The organism is Sulfitobacter sediminivivens, from assembly GCF_042611115.2.
In the GTDB taxonomy this organism is placed as follows: Bacteria; Pseudomonadota; Alphaproteobacteria; order Rhodobacterales; family Rhodobacteraceae; genus Sulfitobacter; species Sulfitobacter sediminivivens.
In genome coordinates, this window is sequence record NZ_JBHGAR020000003.1 from 166802 (window position 1) to 185731 (window position 18930).

Annotated in this window: 23 protein-coding genes; 10 read left to right on the forward strand and 13 right to left on the reverse strand. The window is 58.3% G+C overall.

What is annotated here, in order from left to right; all coding sequences use genetic code 11:
* The first annotated feature begins 144 nt into the window (after positions 1-144).
* The 6 genes from ACEWL3_RS05205 (at position 145) to ACEWL3_RS05230 (ending at position 5359) form a co-directional block, all read left to right on the forward strand.
* The gene (locus tag ACEWL3_RS05205; RefSeq protein ID WP_386179910.1) at positions 145-924 is read left to right on the forward strand and encodes an SDR family oxidoreductase; all 780 of its coding nucleotides are present in this window, start codon (positions 145-147) and stop codon (positions 922-924) included.
* Complete coding sequence (locus ACEWL3_RS05210) at positions 924-2042, forward strand: YhaZ family DNA alkylation repair protein (RefSeq protein WP_386179913.1); 1119 nt, start codon at positions 924-926, stop codon at positions 2040-2042. The genes ACEWL3_RS05205 and ACEWL3_RS05210 overlap by 1 nt, the downstream gene beginning before the upstream one ends.
* A gap of 103 nt (positions 2043-2145) precedes the next feature.
* Complete coding sequence (locus ACEWL3_RS05215) at positions 2146-3504, forward strand: sodium:proline symporter (protein ID WP_386179916.1); 1359 nt, start codon at positions 2146-2148, stop codon at positions 3502-3504.
* A gap of 37 nt (positions 3505-3541) precedes the next feature.
* Complete coding sequence (locus ACEWL3_RS05220; RefSeq protein WP_386179919.1) at positions 3542-4624, forward strand: ABC transporter ATP-binding protein; 1083 nt, start codon at positions 3542-3544, stop codon at positions 4622-4624.
* A gap of 8 nt (positions 4625-4632) precedes the next feature.
* Positions 4633-4983, forward strand: coding sequence for a Lin0512 family protein (locus ACEWL3_RS05225; protein WP_114880564.1), 351 nt, complete (start codon positions 4633-4635; stop codon positions 4981-4983).
* Complete coding sequence (locus ACEWL3_RS05230) at positions 4976-5359, forward strand: Lin0512 family protein (RefSeq protein WP_386179923.1); 384 nt, start codon at positions 4976-4978, stop codon at positions 5357-5359. Before ACEWL3_RS05225 ends, ACEWL3_RS05230 begins: the two co-directional genes overlap by 8 nt.
* Positions 5360-5388: 29 nt before the next feature.
* Here the strand turns inward: ACEWL3_RS05230 and ACEWL3_RS05235 are convergent, their stop codons facing one another.
* A complete protein-coding gene (locus ACEWL3_RS05235) occupies positions 5389-6054 on the reverse strand; it encodes a helix-turn-helix transcriptional regulator (RefSeq protein ID WP_386179926.1) in 666 nt (221 codons plus the stop codon).
* Between the two features lies 1 nt (position 6055).
* Complete coding sequence (locus tag ACEWL3_RS05240) at positions 6056-6370, reverse strand: hypothetical protein (RefSeq protein ID WP_386179929.1); 315 nt, start codon at positions 6368-6370, stop codon at positions 6056-6058.
* 215 nt (positions 6371-6585) lie between these two features.
* Here ACEWL3_RS05240 and ACEWL3_RS05245 point away from each other — a divergent pair, with 215 nt between their 5' ends.
* Genes ACEWL3_RS05245 through ACEWL3_RS05260 form a run of 4 tightly spaced genes read left to right on the forward strand, consistent with a single transcriptional unit; the run spans position 6586 to position 9118 of the window.
* Positions 6586-6837: a twin-arginine translocase TatA/TatE family subunit gene (locus ACEWL3_RS05245; RefSeq protein WP_386179932.1), complete on the forward strand. Its 252-nt coding sequence runs from the start codon at positions 6586-6588 to the stop codon at positions 6835-6837.
* Between the two features lie 6 nt (positions 6838-6843).
* A complete protein-coding gene (tatB, locus tag ACEWL3_RS05250) occupies positions 6844-7413 on the forward strand; it encodes a Sec-independent protein translocase protein TatB (protein WP_386179935.1) in 570 nt (189 codons plus the stop codon).
* Positions 7410-8282 (forward strand): twin-arginine translocase subunit TatC, encoded by an 873-nt coding sequence (tatC, locus tag ACEWL3_RS05255; RefSeq protein WP_386179938.1) that lies wholly within the window; start codon positions 7410-7412, stop codon positions 8280-8282. The genes tatB and tatC overlap by 4 nt, the downstream gene beginning before the upstream one ends.
* On the forward strand, positions 8279-9118 hold the full coding sequence (locus tag ACEWL3_RS05260) for an ATP-binding protein (protein ID WP_386179941.1): 840 nt from the start codon (positions 8279-8281) through the stop codon (positions 9116-9118). The genes tatC and ACEWL3_RS05260 overlap by 4 nt, the downstream gene beginning before the upstream one ends.
* A gap of 134 nt (positions 9119-9252) precedes the next feature.
* On the opposite strand, the gene ACEWL3_RS05265 is transcribed toward ACEWL3_RS05260, so the two are convergent.
* The 11 genes from ACEWL3_RS05265 to alr form a co-directional block, all read right to left on the reverse strand.
* Positions 9253-10461 (reverse strand): peptidoglycan DD-metalloendopeptidase family protein, encoded by a 1209-nt coding sequence (locus ACEWL3_RS05265; protein ID WP_386179944.1) that lies wholly within the window; start codon positions 10459-10461, stop codon positions 9253-9255.
* Between the two features lie 63 nt (positions 10462-10524).
* The gene (locus ACEWL3_RS05270) at positions 10525-11181 is read right to left on the reverse strand and encodes a protein-L-isoaspartate(D-aspartate) O-methyltransferase (RefSeq protein ID WP_386179945.1); all 657 of its coding nucleotides are present in this window, start codon (positions 11179-11181) and stop codon (positions 10525-10527) included.
* Positions 11178-11963, reverse strand: a complete 786-nt coding sequence (gene surE, locus ACEWL3_RS05275; protein ID WP_386179948.1) for a 5'/3'-nucleotidase SurE — start codon at positions 11961-11963, stop codon at positions 11178-11180. The genes ACEWL3_RS05270 and surE overlap by 4 nt, the downstream gene beginning before the upstream one ends.
* An 81-nt stretch (positions 11964-12044) precedes the next feature.
* A complete protein-coding gene (locus ACEWL3_RS05280; RefSeq protein ID WP_386179951.1) occupies positions 12045-12680 on the reverse strand; it encodes an SDR family NAD(P)-dependent oxidoreductase in 636 nt (211 codons plus the stop codon).
* A gap of 44 nt (positions 12681-12724) precedes the next feature.
* A complete protein-coding gene (locus tag ACEWL3_RS05285) occupies positions 12725-12991 on the reverse strand; it encodes a pilus assembly protein PilZ (RefSeq protein WP_386179953.1) in 267 nt (88 codons plus the stop codon).
* A 146-nt stretch (positions 12992-13137) separates the two neighbouring features.
* Positions 13138-13554, reverse strand: coding sequence for a hypothetical protein (locus ACEWL3_RS05290; RefSeq protein ID WP_386179956.1), 417 nt, complete (start codon positions 13552-13554; stop codon positions 13138-13140).
* A gap of 44 nt (positions 13555-13598) precedes the next feature.
* On the reverse strand, positions 13599-15083 hold the full coding sequence (gene purF / locus ACEWL3_RS05295) for an amidophosphoribosyltransferase (RefSeq protein WP_386180484.1): 1485 nt from the start codon (positions 15081-15083) through the stop codon (positions 13599-13601).
* A 292-nt stretch (positions 15084-15375) separates the two neighbouring features.
* A complete protein-coding gene (locus ACEWL3_RS05300) occupies positions 15376-15930 on the reverse strand; it encodes a CvpA family protein (protein ID WP_386179959.1) in 555 nt (184 codons plus the stop codon).
* A gap of 28 nt (positions 15931-15958) precedes the next feature.
* Positions 15959-17326 (reverse strand): DNA repair protein RadA, encoded by a 1368-nt coding sequence (gene radA / locus ACEWL3_RS05305; protein WP_386179962.1) that lies wholly within the window; start codon positions 17324-17326, stop codon positions 15959-15961.
* 67 nt (positions 17327-17393) lie between these two features.
* Positions 17394-17882 (reverse strand): paraquat-inducible protein A, encoded by a 489-nt coding sequence (locus ACEWL3_RS05310; RefSeq protein ID WP_386179964.1) that lies wholly within the window; start codon positions 17880-17882, stop codon positions 17394-17396.
* Complete coding sequence (alr, locus tag ACEWL3_RS05315; protein WP_386179967.1) at positions 17879-18916, reverse strand: alanine racemase; 1038 nt, start codon at positions 18914-18916, stop codon at positions 17879-17881. Before alr ends, ACEWL3_RS05310 begins: the two co-directional genes overlap by 4 nt.
* Between the last annotated feature and the right edge of the window lie 14 nt (positions 18917-18930).

Consider the following 18930-nt stretch of genomic DNA (forward strand, 5'->3'; position numbering starts at 1 on the left):
GCGGTACCAATGAGTGCTGCAGAGTTGGCTGGACGGGATCAGCATTGGATGCTGGCCCGCCCGGGTCCACTGCAGGGTGTTTAGCTGGCAAGATCGGACAGTCGTGTTAGGAATTGGTTAACCAACACAAAAGGAATCAATGAGATGGATCTGGGGATCAAAGGAAAATCAGCGCTGGTGTGCGCGTCATCCAAAGGGCTGGGCCTTGGCTGCGCTGAAAATCTGGCGGCGGCTGGCGTGAACTTGATAATGAACGCGCGTGGGTCTGACGCGCTTGAAGCTGCAGCAAAGCGTGTGCGCGACGAATATGGTGTGATCGTCACAACCGTCGCGGCGGATGTTGCGTCCGAGCAAGGGCAGGCGGAGGTGATCGCGGCCGCAAAAGACGTGGATATTCTGGTCAACAACGCAGGCGGGCCGCCCCCCGGCATGTGGCACGAATGGGACCGCGATGATTTTATCAAAGCACTCGACGCCAATATGCTGGCCCCGATCGCGCTGATAAAGGCTTTGGTGCCGGGCATGATGGACCGCGGATGGGGGCGGGTGGTCAACATCACCTCGCAATCCGTGCGCGCGCCTATCGGGGTGCTGGGCCTGTCAAATTCAGCGCGCACCGGATTGACCGGCTATGTTGCAGGCACATCGCGTCAGGTCGCGGGCAAAGGCGTCACCATCAACAATCTGCTTCCCGGTATCCACGCGACAGACCGCGCCGATGGACTGGACGGTGGCGTGGTAAAGGCGAAGGGCATCACACTGGAACAAGCGCGCGCAGAACGCGCCGCAACCATTCCGGCGGGCCGCTATGGCACGCGGGCCGAATTTGGTGCTGCATGTGCATTTTTGTGCTCGCAGCATGCAGGGTTCATTGTCGGTCAGAACATCTTGCTGGATGGCGGTGCCACCAATCTCACAATGTGATGACTGAAAAATTTTCGCTCAAAGACCATTTGTTTAACGAAAGAACCGTGGCGCAGCTGGCTGGTGAATATGCGGCTGCGCTGCCGTTCTTTCATGCAGACAGGTTTCAGGCTGAGGCATTGTCAGGCTTTTGTTCCCGTGAATTATTGGCACGGCTCGATTGGATGGCTGATTGTCTGGAGGCGCAATTGGCCACAGACTTTCCGACCATGGCCGATCAGCTTACTGCAGCCATGCAACCGCCACTGGACCCCAATCTGCAAGACGATGATTTCGGTCAGTTCATTCACGCGTTGCCTGGCATACTGGCGGTTCGACACGGGCTTGAGGATCACTGCGACCGGGCGCTTGATCTGCTTTATGAGGCCACAAAGCGGTTCTCGATGGAATTTTATGTCCGCCCCTTCCTCAACCGCTGGCAAAGTCAGACGTTGGCGCGCATGGCCGCTTGGGCAAAGGATGAGAATTACCATGTCCGGCGGTTAGTCAGCGAAGGCACGCGACCCAAATTGCCTTGGGCAAAGGCGATCACTCTGGACACATCACAGACCCTGCCGTTGCTTGACATCCTGCACGCCGATCAAACCCGCTATGTGACAAGGTCGGTGGCCAACCACCTGAATGATATCACCAAAACCAAACCCGATGTGGTGGTGCAAACGCTGCAAGACTGGGCAAAGGCGGCGCAGCAGGACAGCAAGGAGTTGGCATGGATGACGCGGCACGGGCTGCGCACCCTGATCAAACAGGGGCATGGGCCTGCATTGACCCATCTGGGGTATCGGGGTGATGTGAATGTGTCAGCCAGGATGACCCTCTCGCAAGAGGCTTATGCGATTGGTGATGTGCTGGAGTTTACCTGTACCCTGACAACTGCCACTGTCTTGCCGGTGATTGTCGACTACCGCATCATCTTTGCCCGCCCAGGCGGCAAATCAGCGGAAAAGGTGTTTAAGTTGAAGGTTGGTCAGATCGCCGAGGGTAAGGCACTAACGCTCAGGAAAAAGCACCACTTCAAAGGGGATGCGACCACATTCAAGCTTTATCCCGGTGCGCACCGGATCGTTTTGCAAGTCAATGGTGTCGATGTGGCGCAAGCAGCGTTTGAGCTGACCTGATACACGCACGTTCACATTCCTGACAGCGATGATGTCACGTCTGGCAGCGGGCGGGACGCTGATCTAAGGCTTGGACGAAATTCAAGTCATAGGCCCGGTCGTCATGCAAACTACTGTTCTGATTGTTGTCTTTGGGGCCATCATCTTGGCCAGTCTGTTGGCAGCACCACGCCGCGCCTCAGTTGAAGGGTTCTTTGGCGGGGCCGGAGCCACAGGCCGTGCACCCGGACTTTGGGTGCTGGTTCTGAGCCAGGTGACCACATGGATTTTTGCACGTTCGCTGATGAACGCGGCGATTTTGGGCTATTACTACGGGATCGCGGGCACTCTGGCATATGCCGCATATTACGGGTCGTTCCTGACCGGCGGATTTATCGTGGGACGCCTGCGAGCCAAAGGTGCGCGGTCGATGCAGGATTGGCTGGGCGCGCACTTCGGAATTATGGGGCAGGGCTGCTACAATCTGGTTGTCGCCTTACGGCTCTTGTCCGAGGTTTTTGCAAACTTGCTGGTGGTCGGCTTGATCTTCAACGCCGTGCTGGCGGGCAGTGGCACCTCTGCAATCCTGATCGTCGCAGCCTTGGGGCTGGCCTATTCCGCATGGGGGGGATTGTCGGCGGCATTGCGCACGGATGTGGTTCAGATGCTGGTATTCCTCGTGGTCTTTGGCGCGGCGCTTGTGGCGCTGGTTGCCAGACCCGGCTTTGACATCGGCGCAGTGCTGACAGCTCCGGGGGTATCGGGGCCTTACAATGGCTGGGTCCTGTTGGTGGTGGCGCTGTTGCAGGTGTTCTCGTATCCCGCCCATGATCCGGTGATGATGGACCGAGGTTTTTTGGCAGACGCGGCGACAACGCGCGGCTCGTTCCTGCACGCGTTCTGGATTTCGACGCTGTGCATCATCGGGTTTGGGTTCTTTGGCATTCAGGCCAGCCTGACCGGGGCCGCGTATGAGGGGGAGTTGATCGGCACATGGGGCGTGATGTTTCCGGGATGGATATTCACGGCATTGATGATCTCGTTGCTGGTCTCTGCGCTCAGCACCCTTGATTCCGCCCTCGCCTCTGCTGCGCGGCTGGTGGTTGAGGAACTGCAGCTGGCCCCACGTACATTGAACGGTGGCCGGGTGGTGATGGTGGTCTTTATGGGGGTTGGCGCACTGCTGACGCTTTGGGGGAATGCCACGCTTTTTGATGCGGTCGCGGTGTCCGGGACAGCATCGATGTTCCTGAGCCCGGTGCTGATCGTGGGTCTGGTGATGGGGCGTGACATTGCCCCCTGGGCTTATTTTGTGGCCTTTGGCGCGGCGATCATCGGGGCGTTTGCCTATTTTGGCCGCGGCTGGACCTTGTTTGGCGCGATCCTGCCCGAGGGGCATAAGTATGAGCAGCTGCTGGTGATCTGTGTGGTCGTCTTGGTCGCAGGTTTTGCAGCAGTGCTTGTGGGTACGCGCCGTGGCTGATAGCTGGGTATCCGAGTGATTTTATCGGATACGTAGTTTGCCGCAAGTTCCACGCCTAGAAATAAAGAACCTGCGCCGCAGTTATCAGGGCCGCGCGGTTGTCGATGATGTGTCATTGCAGATCATGCCGGGGCAGGTGACATGCCTGCTGGGGCCGTCCGGATGCGGCAAGTCCACGACCTTGCGGATGATCGCGGGCGTCGAGATGCAGGACAGCGGCACCATACACGTTGATGGGAAGCTGATCTGCGACACAGTCTTTCGCATACCACCTGAACGCCGCGAAATTGGCCTGATGTTTCAGGACTTTGCGCTGTTTCCGCATTTGAGCGTCGCTGGCAATGTGGGTTTTGGGTTGAAGTCCGGGACTAGGGATGAGCGCCGCGCGCGCATTGAGGAATTGTTGGCCCGTGTCGACATGAAACGGTTCATTGACGGGTTTCCACACCAGTTGTCGGGCGGCGAACAACAACGGGTGGCATTGGCCCGTGCCTTGGCCCCGCGGCCCCGCATCATGCTGATGGACGAGCCGTTTTCCGGCCTTGATAATCGGCTGCGCGACGGTATCCGTGACGAGACACTGAGCATCCTCAAAGAAGAAGACACCGCTGTGTTGCTGGTCACCCACGAACCAGACGAAGCGATGCGGATGGCCGATGAAATCGCACTGATGCGCGATGGCAAGATCGTTCAGCAAGGCGCGCCTTATAATGTCTATACGCGCCCGCTTGATCGGTCCGCACTGACGTTTTTCAGTGATGCGAACGTGTTGCGGGCCGAGGTCACAGGTGCGTTGGCGGATACGCCTTTTGGTCGGTTTCTCGCGCCGGGCGTGCCGGACGGGACGCAGGTCGATATCGTGTTTCGCCCCCAGCACGTGCGCATCGACTTTGACCGCGCAGGCAAGGGGCCGGCCCCCACGCCCAGCGACGGGACAGCCGCACGCGGGTCAGTGGCGCGGGCACGGTTCATGGGCAACGAAAGCCTGGTTGAATTCAAGATGGATTACGATGGCTCCATGTTAAAGGCCACTGTGCCGAACGTGTTCTTGCCACAACAGGGTGCTGTGATGTGGCTGACGATCCGGCGGGACCGTTGTTTTGTATTTCCAGTGACATGAGGGAAAAGATGCAGACATTGATGGTAGAGTTTGGCATGGGGTCGTCGCTGCGGCGTGGGGATTATACCCAAGCGGCAAAGCGGGCGGTCCAGGATGCGCTGTGGCACAATTCGATCAATTTGGCCGAGCTGTTCGGCTTTGATAAATCCGACATGCACATCACGCTCGATGTCGGGGTGCAACGCCCTGACGCTGTGGATGCCGACGTCCTGCGCGCTGTGTTTCCCTACGGCCATGTAACGGTGAATGTGCAGCCCGGCGGACTGGACGTGGCCCGCCCGGATGGTGACGGGCATCCGACAATCATGGCCAATGTGGCCTTGTCGGTGGCCTTTGATATGGAGCGGGCCGATGGGTGATCTCAAGTCAGAGCAGCGCGTCATCATCGAAATGGGCATGGGCAACGACCTGCACGGGATGGATTACACCAAGGCCGCGTCCCGCGCGATCGAGGACGCGTTCCGGCATTCATCGCTGCCCCTGTTTGGCGTCACAGGGCTGGAACATGACCAGATGCGGGTGCAGGTGACCGTAGCGGTGCAGGAGCCTGATAAGGTGAATGTGGCCGCATTGGTCGCAAAACTGCCACGCGGGCGGGCCGAGGTGACGGCGGTCTTTGGCGGATTAAACGTGGCCACTGGCGGCGATACCATCGTGATTGCGCAGGCCAGCGTCGAGGCGTTTTTGCCGCCTCAGACCGGGTGGCGGTTGAAACCGTCGCGCAGCGGTATTTGACAAAGGGTGAAATGGGCAGTCGGTCCCCTCTAAGGCACATAATCGCTTAACATCTTGCCGGGTTCATTGGTGAAAAGTTCTGGCAGGGCTTCGGCCGTTTCAATCAGGTCGATTCGAAAGACCCGAAATGCCTCACGCAGTTCGCACCACGCGGTCAGGGTCCAGACACGGCCCCAGTATTCCATATGCAATGGGCGGATTGTGCGGGTCGTGACCATGCCCCCGATCGACGTATAGACGATCCGCAGTTTTTGCCGGGCTTTGATCGCGGCGCGCAAGGTTGGCATGTGGGTGGCACCGCGCAGGGTGTCGGCAAAGGGGTAGACCGCGAATTTCCACGCATCTGCTTCCTCTACCACTGCTGTGGGCAGCACGGCGTCAATCTTTTCTGCCAATGACAGACCCGCGGCGCGCAGATCCGGGTCGGCAACTTCGGCCACGATTGCAAGGCCCAGGTTTAACGCCTCCAATTCTGGTGCGGTCAGGGTCAGCGGGGGCAGGGTGATTGCATCGGTGATCATATACCCCACGCCACGTTCACCGGCCACGGGCACCCCTGAGGCGACAAGCGTGTCCATGTCGCGGTAGATGGTGCGCACCGACACTTCCAATTGATCAGCCATGTCCTGCGCGCGGTGCAGTTTGCCGTCGCGCAGGATCTGGATGATGTCAAACAGGCGGTCGGAGCGGCGCATGTTACTCCAGTTGTGTTTGCATCAGGATCGGTGCGTGGCGCATGGACATCGCCTCAGGGTCGATCATTTGCATAAAGGGGCCGGCCTCGGGGCGTTCAAACATCTGGCTGGCTGCGGATTTGGCGGCCTCAAGCGATGTCCACGTGATGTGATCCGTCCATGTGCCGTCGGGGTCGCACGACAGGACGCGCCCGGTCATGGACCCGGTGCCGTGCAAAAATGGCATCATATCTTGGGCGGCCTTGGCAAAGGTATCAGGGTTGGTTCCAGCAACCAGGCGAAAGGTCACGATTTCGGCGACGGGTGAATTTGACATGGGTAAGCTCCTTTTTGATGTCTGAGGGGGTCTTACCGGCATGCAACTGACATAAACCTGTCAGTTGAGTGCAGCAAGTCCGAAAAAATCACTGATCTGGTGCGTCCGCCCTGTGCAATCGGCGCATTGCCGCTTTTGTAGCGCAGCTCTTTTCCATAAAAGAAAGAAAATCGTGCCGCCCTTTGAGGGGTGGCTGTCACTTTGGGAGTAATATCATGTTGAATAATATTGGCCTGCCGGGCCTGCTTTTGATCGCGGTCGTGGTTCTGGTGCTGTTTGGACGCGGCAAAATCTCGTCGCTGATGGGTGAGGTTGGCAAAGGCATCACCAGCTTCAAAAAGGGCATCAGCGAGGGTGAGAAAGAGATCACCGACGCATCTGACGTCGATGGCACTGATTTGCCGGGCCACACGGATGCGGGTTCCCATCCCAAGACCAAGGTGAAAGCCGACAAGGATCAGGTGTAATCAACCATGTTTGATCTGGGCTGGACCGAATTACTGGTCATTGGCGTCGTTGCATTGATTGTGGTGGGGCCCAAAGACTTGCCAATCCTGTTTCGCAGGGTGGGGCAGTTTGTTGGTAAAGCCAAAGGTATGGCACGCGAATTCAGTTCGGCCATGAATGACGCCGCGGACGAAAGCGGCATGCGCGAGATGTCATCAAGCCTCAATAAATCACTCAAAGCCGCCACAAACCCGCTTGGATCGGCGATGGACGGGGTTAAATCGGCGGCAAGTTCGCTTACCGATCTGGACCCAGACAGTGAAACTGGAAAGTTGGCCGCGCAAAGGGCTGAAGATGTGAAGAAAATTCAGGCATCAACGGCGCGCGCCGCCGCAGAGCGCAAGCAGCGCGAAGCCACAGAAGCTGTTGCAAAAGCGGATGCAGCCGAGGCCGAATTGAAACCAGCGCTTGTGAAAAAACCTGCTTCGAACAAGCCGGCAGCGAAAAAGGCCGCGCCGAAAGCACCGCCTGCGAAGAAACCAGCCGCAAAGAAAGCCCCCGTTAAAAAGCCAGCGGCCAAAAAGAGTAGCACATGAGCGCCAGCAACGATATTGACGACAGTGCGGCACCACTGATCGAGCATTTGGCCGAGCTGCGCACGCGGCTGATCCATTCGGTGATCGCGTTTATCATCGGGATGATCATCTGTTTCACCGTCTGGAACCCGATCTTCAACTTCCTGACCCATCCCTTGTGTTCGGCAATGGCGGAACGCGGGCAAGAGGATTGCGGGCTGATCCTGATCAAGCTGCAAGAGGGCTTTTTTGTTGCGATATCCATCTCGCTTCTGGGCGGTTTGGTGCTTGGGTTTCCCTATATCAGCTATCAGATGTGGCGGTTCGTGGCGCCAGGGCTGTACAAGAACGAGAAGGGCGCATTCCTGCCTTTCCTGATCTCAAGCCCGCTCATGTTTTTCATTGGTGCGGCGTTTGCATTCTATGTTGTCACCCCCTTGGCATTTGATTTCTTTCTTGGATTTCAACAGGCTGGAACACTTATTGGCGAGGGTGACGCGGAGGGCGGCGGCATTGCCGCGATCGCGTTTCAGGGGTCTGCGCAAGAGTACCTGAGCCTGACAATCAAATTTATCGTAGCTTTCGGTTTGTGTTTCCAACTGCCTGTTCTGTTGACGTTGATGGGCAAGGCCGGATTGGTCAGCGCCGAAGGTCTGAGCAATGTGCGCAAATACGCAGTGGTGGGTATCTTGCTCCTTGCTGCGCTGGTCACGCCGCCCGATGTCATCACGCAAGTTATCCTTTTTGTTGTGGTTTATGGTCTATATGAGGTTTCGATTTTCCTGGTCCGTCGGGTCGAGGCCAAGCGCGAAGCCAAGCTGCGTGCCGAAGGCTATTATGACGACGAGGACGATCTGATTTCGGAATTTGATGACGAGGACGCCAAGTGATTGACGATCCGATGGACCGTATCGCGCGGGCGTTGGAGCGGATGGCACCAGCGCCATTGAATGCTCCGGACTTTGACGCCGCATCCGCCTTTGTCTGGCACACGGATCCGGACCGGTTGGAGCCTGTGCCGGATGTGTCACGTGTCCATCTGAGCCTGCTGATCGGCATCGACCGGGCGCGGGATACATTGCTGGCAAATACCCGTCAGTTTGCCGCCGGGCTGCCAGCGAACAACGCCCTGCTCTGGGGCGCGCGTGGCATGGGTAAATCCAGCCTTGTCAAAGCAGTACATGCGGATGTTCATGCAGCACATGAAGCGTTGCGGATTGTCGAGTTACAGCGTGAGGACCTACCGTCAGTTGGCCGGTTGCTCAATCTTTTGCGCGGCGCTGAGCAGCGCTTTATCCTGTTCTGCGACGACCTGAGCTTTGGTCATGATGATGCCCATTACAAGTCTCTCAAGGCCGTGTTGGATGGTGGGATTGAAGGGCGGCCAGAGAACGTCGTGCTTTACGCCACCTCAAACCGACGCCACCTGATGCCACGGGACATGATTGAAAACGAACGCGGCTCGGCGATCAATCCCGCTGAAGCTGTGGAAGAAAAGGTGTCGCTTTCTGACCGTTTTGGTCTGTGGCTGGGCTTTCATGCCTGTGATCAGGATCAGTATCTGGCGATGATCCGGGGTTATTGTGATGCGCACGGCGTTGAGATTGCCGATGATGTGCTTCGGGCTGAAGCCATCGAATGGCAGGCCACACGCGGGGCGCGATCGGGACGGGTGGCGTGGCAGTATTTTGTCGATCTTGCCGGGCGCAAGGGCGTGCATCTCTGAGCGGAGCAACTCCCCCGCACACGCTAGACAGTTCTCCAAATCCCACGCTGTCGTGTGGAAACCAGATCGCTTTTTGACAAAAACGGTTACGTTTCTAATCCACAAGGTTATGGTCGGCCCTGACGCCTGCTGGATCAGTTGATAAAGGGTGCCGGATCGACGCTGTCGAAGCCTTTGCGGACCTCGAAATGCACGTAGGCGTCATCTCCGTTGCGCAGCTTGGCGATCTGTTGACCACGCGAAACAGTATCGCCTTTCTTGACGCTGACGCTGGTGACATTGGCATAGACCGTCAACAGGTTGCCAGTGTGGCGCACGACGACAATTGGCACGCCCTCCGCGCTTTTGGTGATCGCAGCCACAGTCCCGCTGTCAGCGGCTTTGACTGGGGCACCAGCGGCGGCCTTGATGTTGATGCCTTCGTTCTTGCCCTTGGAATAGCCGCGAATGATGCTGCCCAGAACCGGGGTCTGCATCTTTGTTGCTTTCGCAGGCTTGGTGGTCTGGCCCACGTCAGCAACGGGTTTGGTTGGTGCTGTTGCGGCCGGCAGCGGCTTGGCAGTTGAATCTTGCGGCAAGGGCTTGGCCGCCGAAGGCGGGGTGGGCGTGGGGCTACCCACACCGGGAAGCGTGGTCGTGACCGGGGCCGCAGCAGGACGGCTTGGCGGATTTTGCTGCGGTACCGGGATCAGCAGAAACTGTCCCGCGCGGATCGCGAAATCAGGGCCAAGGCCGTTCCACTCGGCCAATGCCTTGACCGGAACGCCATAAAGCCGCGCAACGGTATAGGCGGTTTCGCCCCGTTCAACACGATGCCGGACGGGTTCTTTGCCGATCTGCGTCGCCGGTTGGCTTGCCGGTGGTAATGTGGCGGTCTGGACACCGGCTGTTGCGGGAGCGCGGGCAATGGCCCCGCCTGCAATCGCCGAAATATCAACAGGCTGGATTGGTCCGGTTCCCAAGGCCCCGGTTGCGGGTGATGGTTCTGCGACACGGTTGGGCAGGGCAATGATCTCGTCCTGGCGCAGCGGCACGTTAGGTTCGATTCCGTTGTAACGGGCCAAAGCAGTTGTATCGGCCCCGATGCGGGCGGCAACATCGGCAAGGGTGTCGCCGCGCCGCGCAACGGCAACCTGATAATTCGGATACGAAATGACACCGCGATTGTCCGGCCTGGGACGTGCTGCCAGCGGTCCGGTGGCAGCTTCGGCGGTGCTGAACCCGCCCCCAACGCCGCGCAGATCAAAATCAAGTGGCTGACCTTCGCAACCTGCCAATATAATTACGCTGGCCCCAGCCAGCAGGGTCAGCCGCGTCTGGCGGCGCGAAATGGAGTGGCGCATCTGCTTGTCCTCATTAACATCGACCCCCCGTGTGATCCGGAAGTTTTGCATACCTTAACCTATTTATGTGTCTTTGCCCAACCCTTCTAGCAAGGGAACAAAGCGCACAGCACGCAATTCGTCATATTCCAGACCATCGGCGGTTTTTCGCACTCGGATCAGGTGTTGTACGGCATCTGACTGCCCCACGGGGACAACCATGATGCCGCCTTCCTTGAGTTGCGCCAGCAAAGGTCCGGGTGGGTCTTCTGCCGCTGCGGTCACGATGATGCGGTCAAAAGGGGCCTGTTCGGCCAGTCCAAATGATCCATCGGCGGTGATCGCGGTGATGTTGTTCAAATCAAGTTTCTCAAAGATCTCCCGCGCCTCACGGACCAACCGGCGGTGACGGTCGATGGTATAGACCCGCCGCGCCAGTTTGCTCAGGATCGCGGCCTGGTACCCGGAACCGGTCCCGATTTCCAACACCTTGTCGCGGGGGCTGATCTGTAGGGCCTGGGTCATCAACCCAACAACCGAAGGCTGGCTGATTGTCTGGCCACATGCAATCGGCAGCGGCATGTCTTCGTATGCCCGTTCTGCAAAGAGGCCACGGATGAACGGGCCTCGGTCCACGGATTCCATTGCGGACAAGACCCGCGCGTCCGTCACACCCTTTGAGCGCAGCGCATAAAGGAACTGCATCTTGCGTTCCGCCTCGCTGTCGGCGGTTTCATTCATGTGTTGATGCCTGCATGTGCGTCCAGCACCGTGTGATCAGTCAGATCCGCGCGCATTGGCGTGACCGAGACATAGCCGTCCAAGTTCACCGCCGCGTCAGAGGCATCAGCGGTGCGCACGGTTTGATCGCCGCCCCTGATCCAGAGGAACCGGCGACCCGAGGGTGAGAGATGCGGTTCTGTAGAGAACCCTGTGCCGGGGCGCATGCCCTGAGGGGCCACGCGGATGCCTTCGACATCTGCGGCGGCCACGGGCGGGAAGTTCACGTTGTAAAACAGGCGGTAGCCGGTTTCATCACTGGGTGAGTGCGCCAATATGCGACGCACCACATCCACGCCGTAGCTGGCTGCGGCCTCAAAGGGGTTGTCGAGGTCGCGGTTGCCCGGCCCAAAATATTGCGACAGCGCAATGGCGGGCAGCCCTTGAAGGGCCGCTTCCATCGCTGCACCAATGGTACCGGAATAAAGCGTGTTCTCAGCCGAATTATTGCCCCGGTTGACGCCCGAGAGGACCAGATCGGGCGGTGCGGCGGTCATTGCGTCATGGATCGCGGCCAGCACGCAATCGGCGGGGGACCCTTCGGCGGCAAAGACGCGTGCGCCCAGTTGGCTGATCATCATCGGATGGGTGTAGCTGATGCAGTGGCCCACGCCTGATTGTTCAAAGGCCGGCGCACAAGTCCAGACCTCGCCGTCGGATCCGGCAATTTCCGTCGCGATGTCGTGCAAGACGGACAGACCCGGTGCGTTGATGCCGTCGTCATTGGTGATAAGAATGCGCATGAATTGTCCCTTTTTCCCTTGATAAGCGAGGGGTGCACGCGCGGCAAGCGTGGTGCCGCGGTATTTGAAAAAGGGTGAAGCCTAAAGTTGCGTCAAAACCGCAGATGCTTGTGCATGTGGGTCGAAAAGTACTGCGCGGTCCTCGCCGGGGAAAAACCGGGCACGGGTGGCTGTGGGCATTGGGTCGGGCGTGAGGATGTGTACTTTGGGTCCGATTTTGTCGGTCTCACTTTGCCAGGATCGGGCCAGCGCGATCTGGGCGGCCTTGGTCGCGCCATAGCTACCAAAGAATTTCTGACCAGCGCGTGGATCGTCGAAAAAGACGGCCTGACCGCCATGACCCAAAAGCGGTGCAACAAAGGTGATCAGTGTCGCCGTGGCGGTGATGTTGCTGGCAATCGATTTGGCCATATCCTTGGCATCAACATGGTCGGTTGGGGTCAGGGGGGCGGCATGAATGGCCGTGTGCAGCCACAGATCAAGACTGCCCCAACGGTCGAAAATCCCACGGCACAAGGTCGCCATTGCGTCGGTGTTGGTGATGTCCATCGGGGCAAGCGTTGCTGAGCCGCCTTTGGCTTTGATGCGGTCGTCCAGGTCTTCGAGCGCGCCGGTTGTGCGTGCCACGGCTATGATGTGGTGCGTGGGGGCCAGCGCCTCGGCCAGAGCGGCACCAAGGCCGCGCGATGCGCCTGTGATCAATGCGGTTTTTGTCATGCCCTGCGCTTTGCACCGCAGGTGCCTGCGCGTCAAGGGGGGCCTTAGGCTTTGGGCATTTTCATTACTTTTGATTTGCCGCCGCGCGACAGAATCAAACTGTCTTTGCTGATCGCTTTGACCAGACCACCGTTAAAGCTGTCGCCGACAGTAACCCGCGCAATATCGCCATTGCCTTCGCGCACCAAGGCACTGAGGCCAGCTTCGCTGCCAAATATGCCAATGACTGTCACGCGGTTCAGCGAAACACTTTCAGTTGCAATTTTTGCGACGCTTGCTGGGGTTGGCAGGTTTTTTTCTTTTGACGCCATTTTCATACTTTCCGGCGCAATCGCAGATGGGATGCGCGACTCAGGTGTTTATTATGCTGCGGTGCAGCTAACAACGCGTTGCGTCGTGCGAAAGAGGGGGGACATTTCATCGGCCAAAGCCCGCCGGTAGGGCCGGGATCATGGATTCAAGGGGCCATGCGGCCTTTGGCGCGGTGATACGTAAATGTCATCTCAGCCAGATGCGCGATCGCATGCTCAGGCAGGGGTACATCAAGGGCAACTGCCAGGTGACGCTGACCATCATTTTCGGGCAGATCGGGGTAAAGCGTTTGCATCCGGGCTGCCAGATCGGTTTTGCAATCCACATAGAGCGACAGCCGGTTGGGAAACTTCGGGGTCCAGTCGATCCGCAACGTTGACCCGGTGCGAGGCTTCATCGGGCGCCACGATGGCTGCCCCCATTTCAGGGTCTCGTCCAACGGACCTGCTCCGGCCTTTTCCGCCACGCCATGAAACATCGCGCGACACTGCCAAAGGGTGCGCTGTGCAGGTTCAGACCATCGTGCAATCCGCATCAGCAGGGGCGAGGGTGCGTTTTCCATTGCGGGACTATGCCAGTTCCTGCTGACAGAAAACGGCAGTGATGTTACTCAGCCGCCGGTTTCATCTCAAATCCCTGATCAATTTGATCCGCAGGGGTCACCGGATATTCGCCAGAAAAACACGCATCGCAATACTGCGGACATTTCGCATTGCGGCCACCCGCCTCGCCGACAGCGCGGTAAAGCCCGTCGAGTGAGATGAACTTGAGGCTGTCGACCTGCAAATGATCGCGCATCTCATCCTCTGACATTGTCGCCGCCAGCAGCTTTTCGCGCTGCGGTGTATCGACACCATAAAAGCAGGGCCATGCGGTCGGGGGGCTGGCAATGCGGAAATGCACCTCGGCAGCCCCGGCATCAAGGATCATTTCCTTGATCTTGCGGCTGGTTGTGCCGCGCACCACACTGTCGTCCACCAGAATGACCCGCTTTCCCTTGATCAGTGCGCGGTTGACGTTGAGTTTCAGGCGCACGCCCATGTTGCGGATCTGCTCTGTCGGCTCGATGAAGGTGCGGCCCATGTATTGGTTGCGGATGATGCCCATCGCATAGGGAATACCGGATTCGAGGCTGTAGCCGATCGCTGCGGGGGTGCCTGAATCAGGGACAGGACAGACCAGATCAGCATCAACCGGGCTTTCCTTGGCCAATTCGCGGCCGATCGCCTCGCGGGTTTCATAAACGCTGCGCCCGCCAAGGATGCTGTCGGGGCGGCTGAAATAAACATGTTCAAAGATGCAGAAACGGGGGGCGACGCGGCGGAACGGGAAATGCGATTCGACGCCCTTGCTGGTGATCACAACCATTTCGCCCGGCTCAATCTCGCGGACGAATTCGGCACCGATGATGTCCAGCGCGCAGGTTTCGGAGCTAAGCGCCCAGCCATCGCCGACCTTGCCCAGAACCAGTGGGCGCACGCCCAGTGGATCGCGCACGCCGATCAGTTTGGTGCGGGTCATGGCGACCACGGAAAACGCCCCTTCGACCCGGCGCAGCGCGTCTTCCATCCGTTCAGGAATGTTGCGTTGCAGGGACCGGGCCATTAGGTGGATGATACATTCGCTGTCCGAGGATGATTGAAAAATGCTGCCCCGTTCAATGAGTTCGCGGCGCAGGGCATTGGCGTTCGTGATGTTTCCGTTGTGGGCAATGGCGGCACCGCCCATGGCAAACTCACCAAAGAAGGGCTGCACGTCACGGATCGCTGTGGGCCCCTTGGACCCGGATGTGGAATAGCGGACATGCCCGATGGCCAATTCGCCCGGCAATGTCTCCATCACCTTTTGCGAGGTAAAATTATCGCGGACGTAGCCAAAGCGGCGCGCGGATTGGAAGCCCATCGCGGGATCGTGGCTGACGATGCCGCCTGCTTCCTGACCGCGGTGTTGCAGGGCGTGCAGGCCAAGTGCCACAAAATTAGAGGCATCGGCCAGATTAACCACGCCGAAAATGCCGCATTCTTCTTTCAGCTTATCCTCGTTGTCCCCATCGCGCAGATAGGACGTATCGAATGGATGGGCGGGTGGCATGATCTTGGCAGAGGCTTTGGGCGTGTTTTGGGTCACGGGGTGGCAGCTCCGAATCCGACAAACTGGATAGTGCCTGTTTAGGGGCAATGAAAGCGGGTGTCACCCCGCAACACAGCCCTCAGGCACAAGAGTTGCACCGTGTGGCACCACCGCAAGCGCAATGATCGGGCTGTTACTGTTATCGAGTTTACTCAACTCAGCCTGCGCAGGGATACGATCGTCGTTGTATGCGGTTTTTATGCAGGTCGCGCAAAAGCAACGGACCGCCCGTTGGTCTTATGTGCCCGCATGGTTACTGACCGCAATTGCCCACCAAAGCTTCATAGCGGGTGGTGATCCAGCCCAAAGCTTCTTCTGGGTTCTTTTCCTCGATCTGCCCGGTAAAGCGACCAAAAACCGCAGCGGAGCGGCTTTCGTCGACGATGGTGAACTTTTGACCCGTGATCACGGTGTCATAGACAAAGAATGCTATCGCAACCAGCAAGACACCGCGCACCACCCCGAAGATAAAGCCAAGCCCCTGATCGGCCCCGCCAAAGATCGACCTTTGAACAAGCGATGAAAAGAGCGGCGTGAACAAGGACACCACGATTAGCGCAATGGCAAAGACGATGGCAAAGGCACCGATGATCGACAGTTCACAGCTGTCCGCCAAAAATTCTCCCACCACCGGGATTTCACGCACCAGCGGTTCAACCTGTGGGGCAAAAAGAAACGCCAGAACGGCAGCAGCGATCCAGCCGACAATCGCCATCAGTTCGCGCACCAGACCACGGCCATAGGCCAACAGCGCGGACAGCACGATGACCAATGCCACCACACCATCAATAATGGTAAAACCTTCCATGCGCTTCCTGCCCTTTTAATGGAGGCGGTCAGCCCGCCCCGAATATTTCGCCTACAAACCCGGTCAGATCGCTCATTTGATTGAGCGTTATGCCGTTTACACCTACAGATTTTCCACCGAGGGGTGCAATGGCGCTGGTAAAACCAAGTTTTTGCGCCTCTTTCAACCTATTTTCGGTCTGCGACGCCGGACGCAAAGCACCTGACAGGCTTATTTCCCCAAAAACAACAGTTTCTGCGGGTAAAGCCACATCTTCTCGTGCCGATAGTAACGCTGCGGCAACAGCCAGATCAGCAGCCGGTTCAGAGATTTTCATACCGCCCGCAACATTGAGATAGACATCAAGCCCGGCAAACGGGATGCCACAGCGTGCCTCAAGCACGGCCAAAATCATCGCAAGGCGGCCTGAATCCCACCCGACAACTGTGCGGCGGGCTTGCGAATGCGGCGAGGGCGCAACAAGCGCCTGTAATTCGCAAAGCACGGGACGGGTGCCTTCAATACCCGCAAAGACCACGGATCCGGCGGTGGGTTTGCCCCGCTCGCTTAGGAACAAAGCCGAAGGGTTGGTGACTTCGGCCAGTCCGGCTCCGGTCATCTCGAACACACCGATCTCATCTGCGGGGCCAAATCGGTTTTTGACGCTGCGCAGGATCCGAAACTGATGGCCGCGCTCGCCTTCGAAATAAAGGACAGTGTCCACCATATGTTCGACCACGCGGGGGCCCGCGATCTGGCCGTCCTTGGTGACATGGCCCACCAGAATCACTGAAGTCCCTTTGCGTTTGGCAAATGTGGTCAACTCATGGGCCGCCGCGCGCACCTGGCTGACAGAACCGGGGGCGGATTCGACGTTATCGGCCCACATCGTCTGAATGGAATCGATGATGGCAAGATGTGGTTTCTCGGCCTCAAGCGTGGTCAGAATGTCGCGCAGGTTGGTTTCAGCGGCCAATTTGACCGGCGCATCAGTCAACCCCAGTCGCTGGGCGCGCATGCGGACCTGAGCGCTGGCTTCCTCGCCGCTGACATAGATGGTTTTCAAACCGTTCTTGGCAAAATGCGCTGCCGCTTGCAGCAACAGTGTCGATTTGCCAATACCCGGATCACCCCCAACCAGAATTGCCGATGCCGGCACCAGACCTCCGCCCAACACGCGGTCGAGCTCAGTGATGCCCGATTGGCTGCGCGGCGGCGGGGCCTCTTCTGTGGACAAATCGCTAAGTTGCATGGCGGCACCACGTTTGGCCCCTAGTGACTTGCTGGGCGGGCCTGACGAGATGCCTTTGTCTTGCTGAATGGTGTTCCAATCGCCGCAGCCATCGCAACGGCCTGACCATTTATTGAAGCTTGCGCCGCAGGACGTGCATGAAAATGTGGTGGTGGATTTTGCCATTATGCCTTTTGGCGCAGGCACCGGGTGGCGTCAAAGGAAAACCAAAGAAGCGCGCCCTGATTTCAGATCATTCCGTTTTTGTGTTGTTTCGATAGTCGGGCTGATTGGCAATCGAAACCTTTGATCGTTCAGTCCACCAACTGATGAAAAGCGACGCAACGATACAGGCGGTGAACATATAGAGGCCCCAGGCCACCTCAATCCGGCCAATGCCGATGCCTTTGGTCAACGTGATGTAAAGCGCGATCAGAAAAATGTCGGCCATCGCCAGCTTGCCCAAAAGGTTTAGCGCAGGCAGCAAACGTTGACTGAGCAGCCTAAAATGCACCAATGCCAGACCGATGGTTTTGAGGTAAGGCGCGAAAAGCGCAAACGCCGTGACCACCAACGCCAGAAAGATGTCCGAGGCCCAGAGCGATTGCAGCCCCGTCAGCACCGAAATTTCATCAAGTGAAAAAAGCGGCAACAGCCCCGCCCGCATCAGGGGGGCGGCCCAGGCGATGGGGTACAAGATCAGGAGCGAAAGGTTCAGATATTTAATCAGTCTGCTGTTCATGATGTCAGATAAACCCGGTCATACCGCGCACCGAGCGACGTCAGGATTTCATAGCCGATTGTGCCCGCAAACGCGGCCACACTGTCGACGGATTGGTGCAATCCGATCAGCTGCAAATTGTCGGGTGTGGTGGCCAAAGCGCTGATGTCGACCGTGATCAAATCCATCGACACCCGGCCGATCACCGGCACCTTAGCACCCTCATGCGTCAGCGTCGCGTTTGCGCCCATTGCCCGGATCAAACCGTCAGCATAGCCCGCAGCGATTGTCGCAACCCGCTTGTCCTTGGCCGCCGTATAGGCGTTTGCATATCCGACGGTTTCACCGGCAAGCAGATCGCGTACTTGAATGACAGGGATGTCGAGAGCAATCACCGGCGTTGCATCCACAAAAGGCAACCCACCATAGAGGCCGACACCGGGGCGTGTCAGATCAAAGTGATAGTCCTGTCCCAGAAATATCCCGCCCGTCGCCGCTAGGGAACGGGGTGCGTCGATACCGGCGGTCATCTCTTCAAATACCTGTAATTGCTGCGCATTCATCGGATGCTCTGGCGTATCGGCGCAGGCCAGATGGGACATCACAAGTGTCGGACGCTGCGCCAGAGCGATGTCGCGCAGGGCGGACCATTCTGCAGGTTCCATGCCCAAGCGGTTCATGCCGCTGTCCAATTGCAAGCCAAACGGATGCCCCGGCAGGGCCTCGACGTGCATCAGCAACTGATCGACCGAATTGATCATCGGCGTCAGGTCAGCCGCGCGGATCAGATCGGCGTCACCGGCCATGTGCCCCGAAAAGACGCTGATCGCAGGGCCGGGGCCAAGGACGCGGCGCAGGGCCACGCCTTCGCTTGCCATGGCAACAAAGAACTGGCGCGCGCCTGCGGCCGCCAGTGCGGGCCCGGCTTTGGCGATGCCAAGACCGTAGGCATCTGCTTTGACCACGGCGGCGGTCTCAACTTCCGTTGCGCAATCCAGCGCGCGCCAGTTGGCGGCGAGGGCGGACAGGTCAATCGTAAGCGTTGCAGAAGTCATAGGTGCGTTTTGAC

Excerpts from the sequence above, each read along its gene's own strand:
- ACEWL3_RS05205 (WP_386179910.1), top strand. The coding sequence starts at position 145 with ATGGATCTGGGGATCAAAGGAAAATCAGCGCTGGTGTGCGCGTCATCC.
- ACEWL3_RS05210 (WP_386179913.1), top strand. The coding sequence starts at position 924 with ATGACTGAAAAATTTTCGCTCAAAGACCATTTGTTTAACGAAAGAACC.
- ACEWL3_RS05215 (WP_386179916.1), top strand. The coding sequence starts at position 2,146 with ATGCAAACTACTGTTCTGATTGTTGTCTTTGGGGCCATCATCTTGGCC.
- ACEWL3_RS05225 (WP_114880564.1), top strand. The coding sequence starts at position 4,633 with ATGCAGACATTGATGGTAGAGTTTGGCATGGGGTCGTCGCTGCGGCGT.
- ACEWL3_RS05230 (WP_386179923.1), top strand. The coding sequence starts at position 4,976 with ATGGGTGATCTCAAGTCAGAGCAGCGCGTCATCATCGAAATGGGCATG.
- ACEWL3_RS05235 (WP_386179926.1), bottom strand. The coding sequence starts at position 6,054 with ATGCGCCGCTCCGACCGCCTGTTTGACATCATCCAGATCCTGCGCGAC.
- ACEWL3_RS05240 (WP_386179929.1), bottom strand. The coding sequence starts at position 6,370 with ATGTCAAATTCACCCGTCGCCGAAATCGTGACCTTTCGCCTGGTTGCT.
- ACEWL3_RS05245 (WP_386179932.1), top strand. The coding sequence starts at position 6,586 with ATGTTGAATAATATTGGCCTGCCGGGCCTGCTTTTGATCGCGGTCGTG.
- tatB (WP_386179935.1), top strand. The coding sequence starts at position 6,844 with ATGTTTGATCTGGGCTGGACCGAATTACTGGTCATTGGCGTCGTTGCA.
- tatC (WP_386179938.1), top strand. The coding sequence starts at position 7,410 with ATGAGCGCCAGCAACGATATTGACGACAGTGCGGCACCACTGATCGAG.
- ACEWL3_RS05265 (WP_386179944.1), bottom strand. The coding sequence starts at position 10,461 with ATGCGCCACTCCATTTCGCGCCGCCAGACGCGGCTGACCCTGCTGGCT.
- ACEWL3_RS05270 (WP_386179945.1), bottom strand. The coding sequence starts at position 11,181 with ATGAATGAAACCGCCGACAGCGAGGCGGAACGCAAGATGCAGTTCCTT.
- surE (WP_386179948.1), bottom strand. The coding sequence starts at position 11,963 with ATGCGCATTCTTATCACCAATGACGACGGCATCAACGCACCGGGTCTG.
- ACEWL3_RS05280 (WP_386179951.1), bottom strand. The coding sequence starts at position 12,680 with ATGACAAAAACCGCATTGATCACAGGCGCATCGCGCGGCCTTGGTGCC.
- ACEWL3_RS05285 (WP_386179953.1), bottom strand. The coding sequence starts at position 12,991 with ATGGCGTCAAAAGAAAAAAACCTGCCAACCCCAGCAAGCGTCGCAAAA.
- ACEWL3_RS05290 (WP_386179956.1), bottom strand. The coding sequence starts at position 13,554 with ATGGAAAACGCACCCTCGCCCCTGCTGATGCGGATTGCACGATGGTCT.
- purF (WP_386180484.1), bottom strand. The coding sequence starts at position 15,083 with ATGCCACCCGCCCATCCATTCGATACGTCCTATCTGCGCGATGGGGAC.
- ACEWL3_RS05300 (WP_386179959.1), bottom strand. The coding sequence starts at position 15,930 with ATGGAAGGTTTTACCATTATTGATGGTGTGGTGGCATTGGTCATCGTG.
- radA (WP_386179962.1), bottom strand. The coding sequence starts at position 17,326 with ATGGCAAAATCCACCACCACATTTTCATGCACGTCCTGCGGCGCAAGC.
- ACEWL3_RS05310 (WP_386179964.1), bottom strand. The coding sequence starts at position 17,882 with ATGAACAGCAGACTGATTAAATATCTGAACCTTTCGCTCCTGATCTTG.
- alr (WP_386179967.1), bottom strand. The coding sequence starts at position 18,916 with ATGACTTCTGCAACGCTTACGATTGACCTGTCCGCCCTCGCCGCCAAC.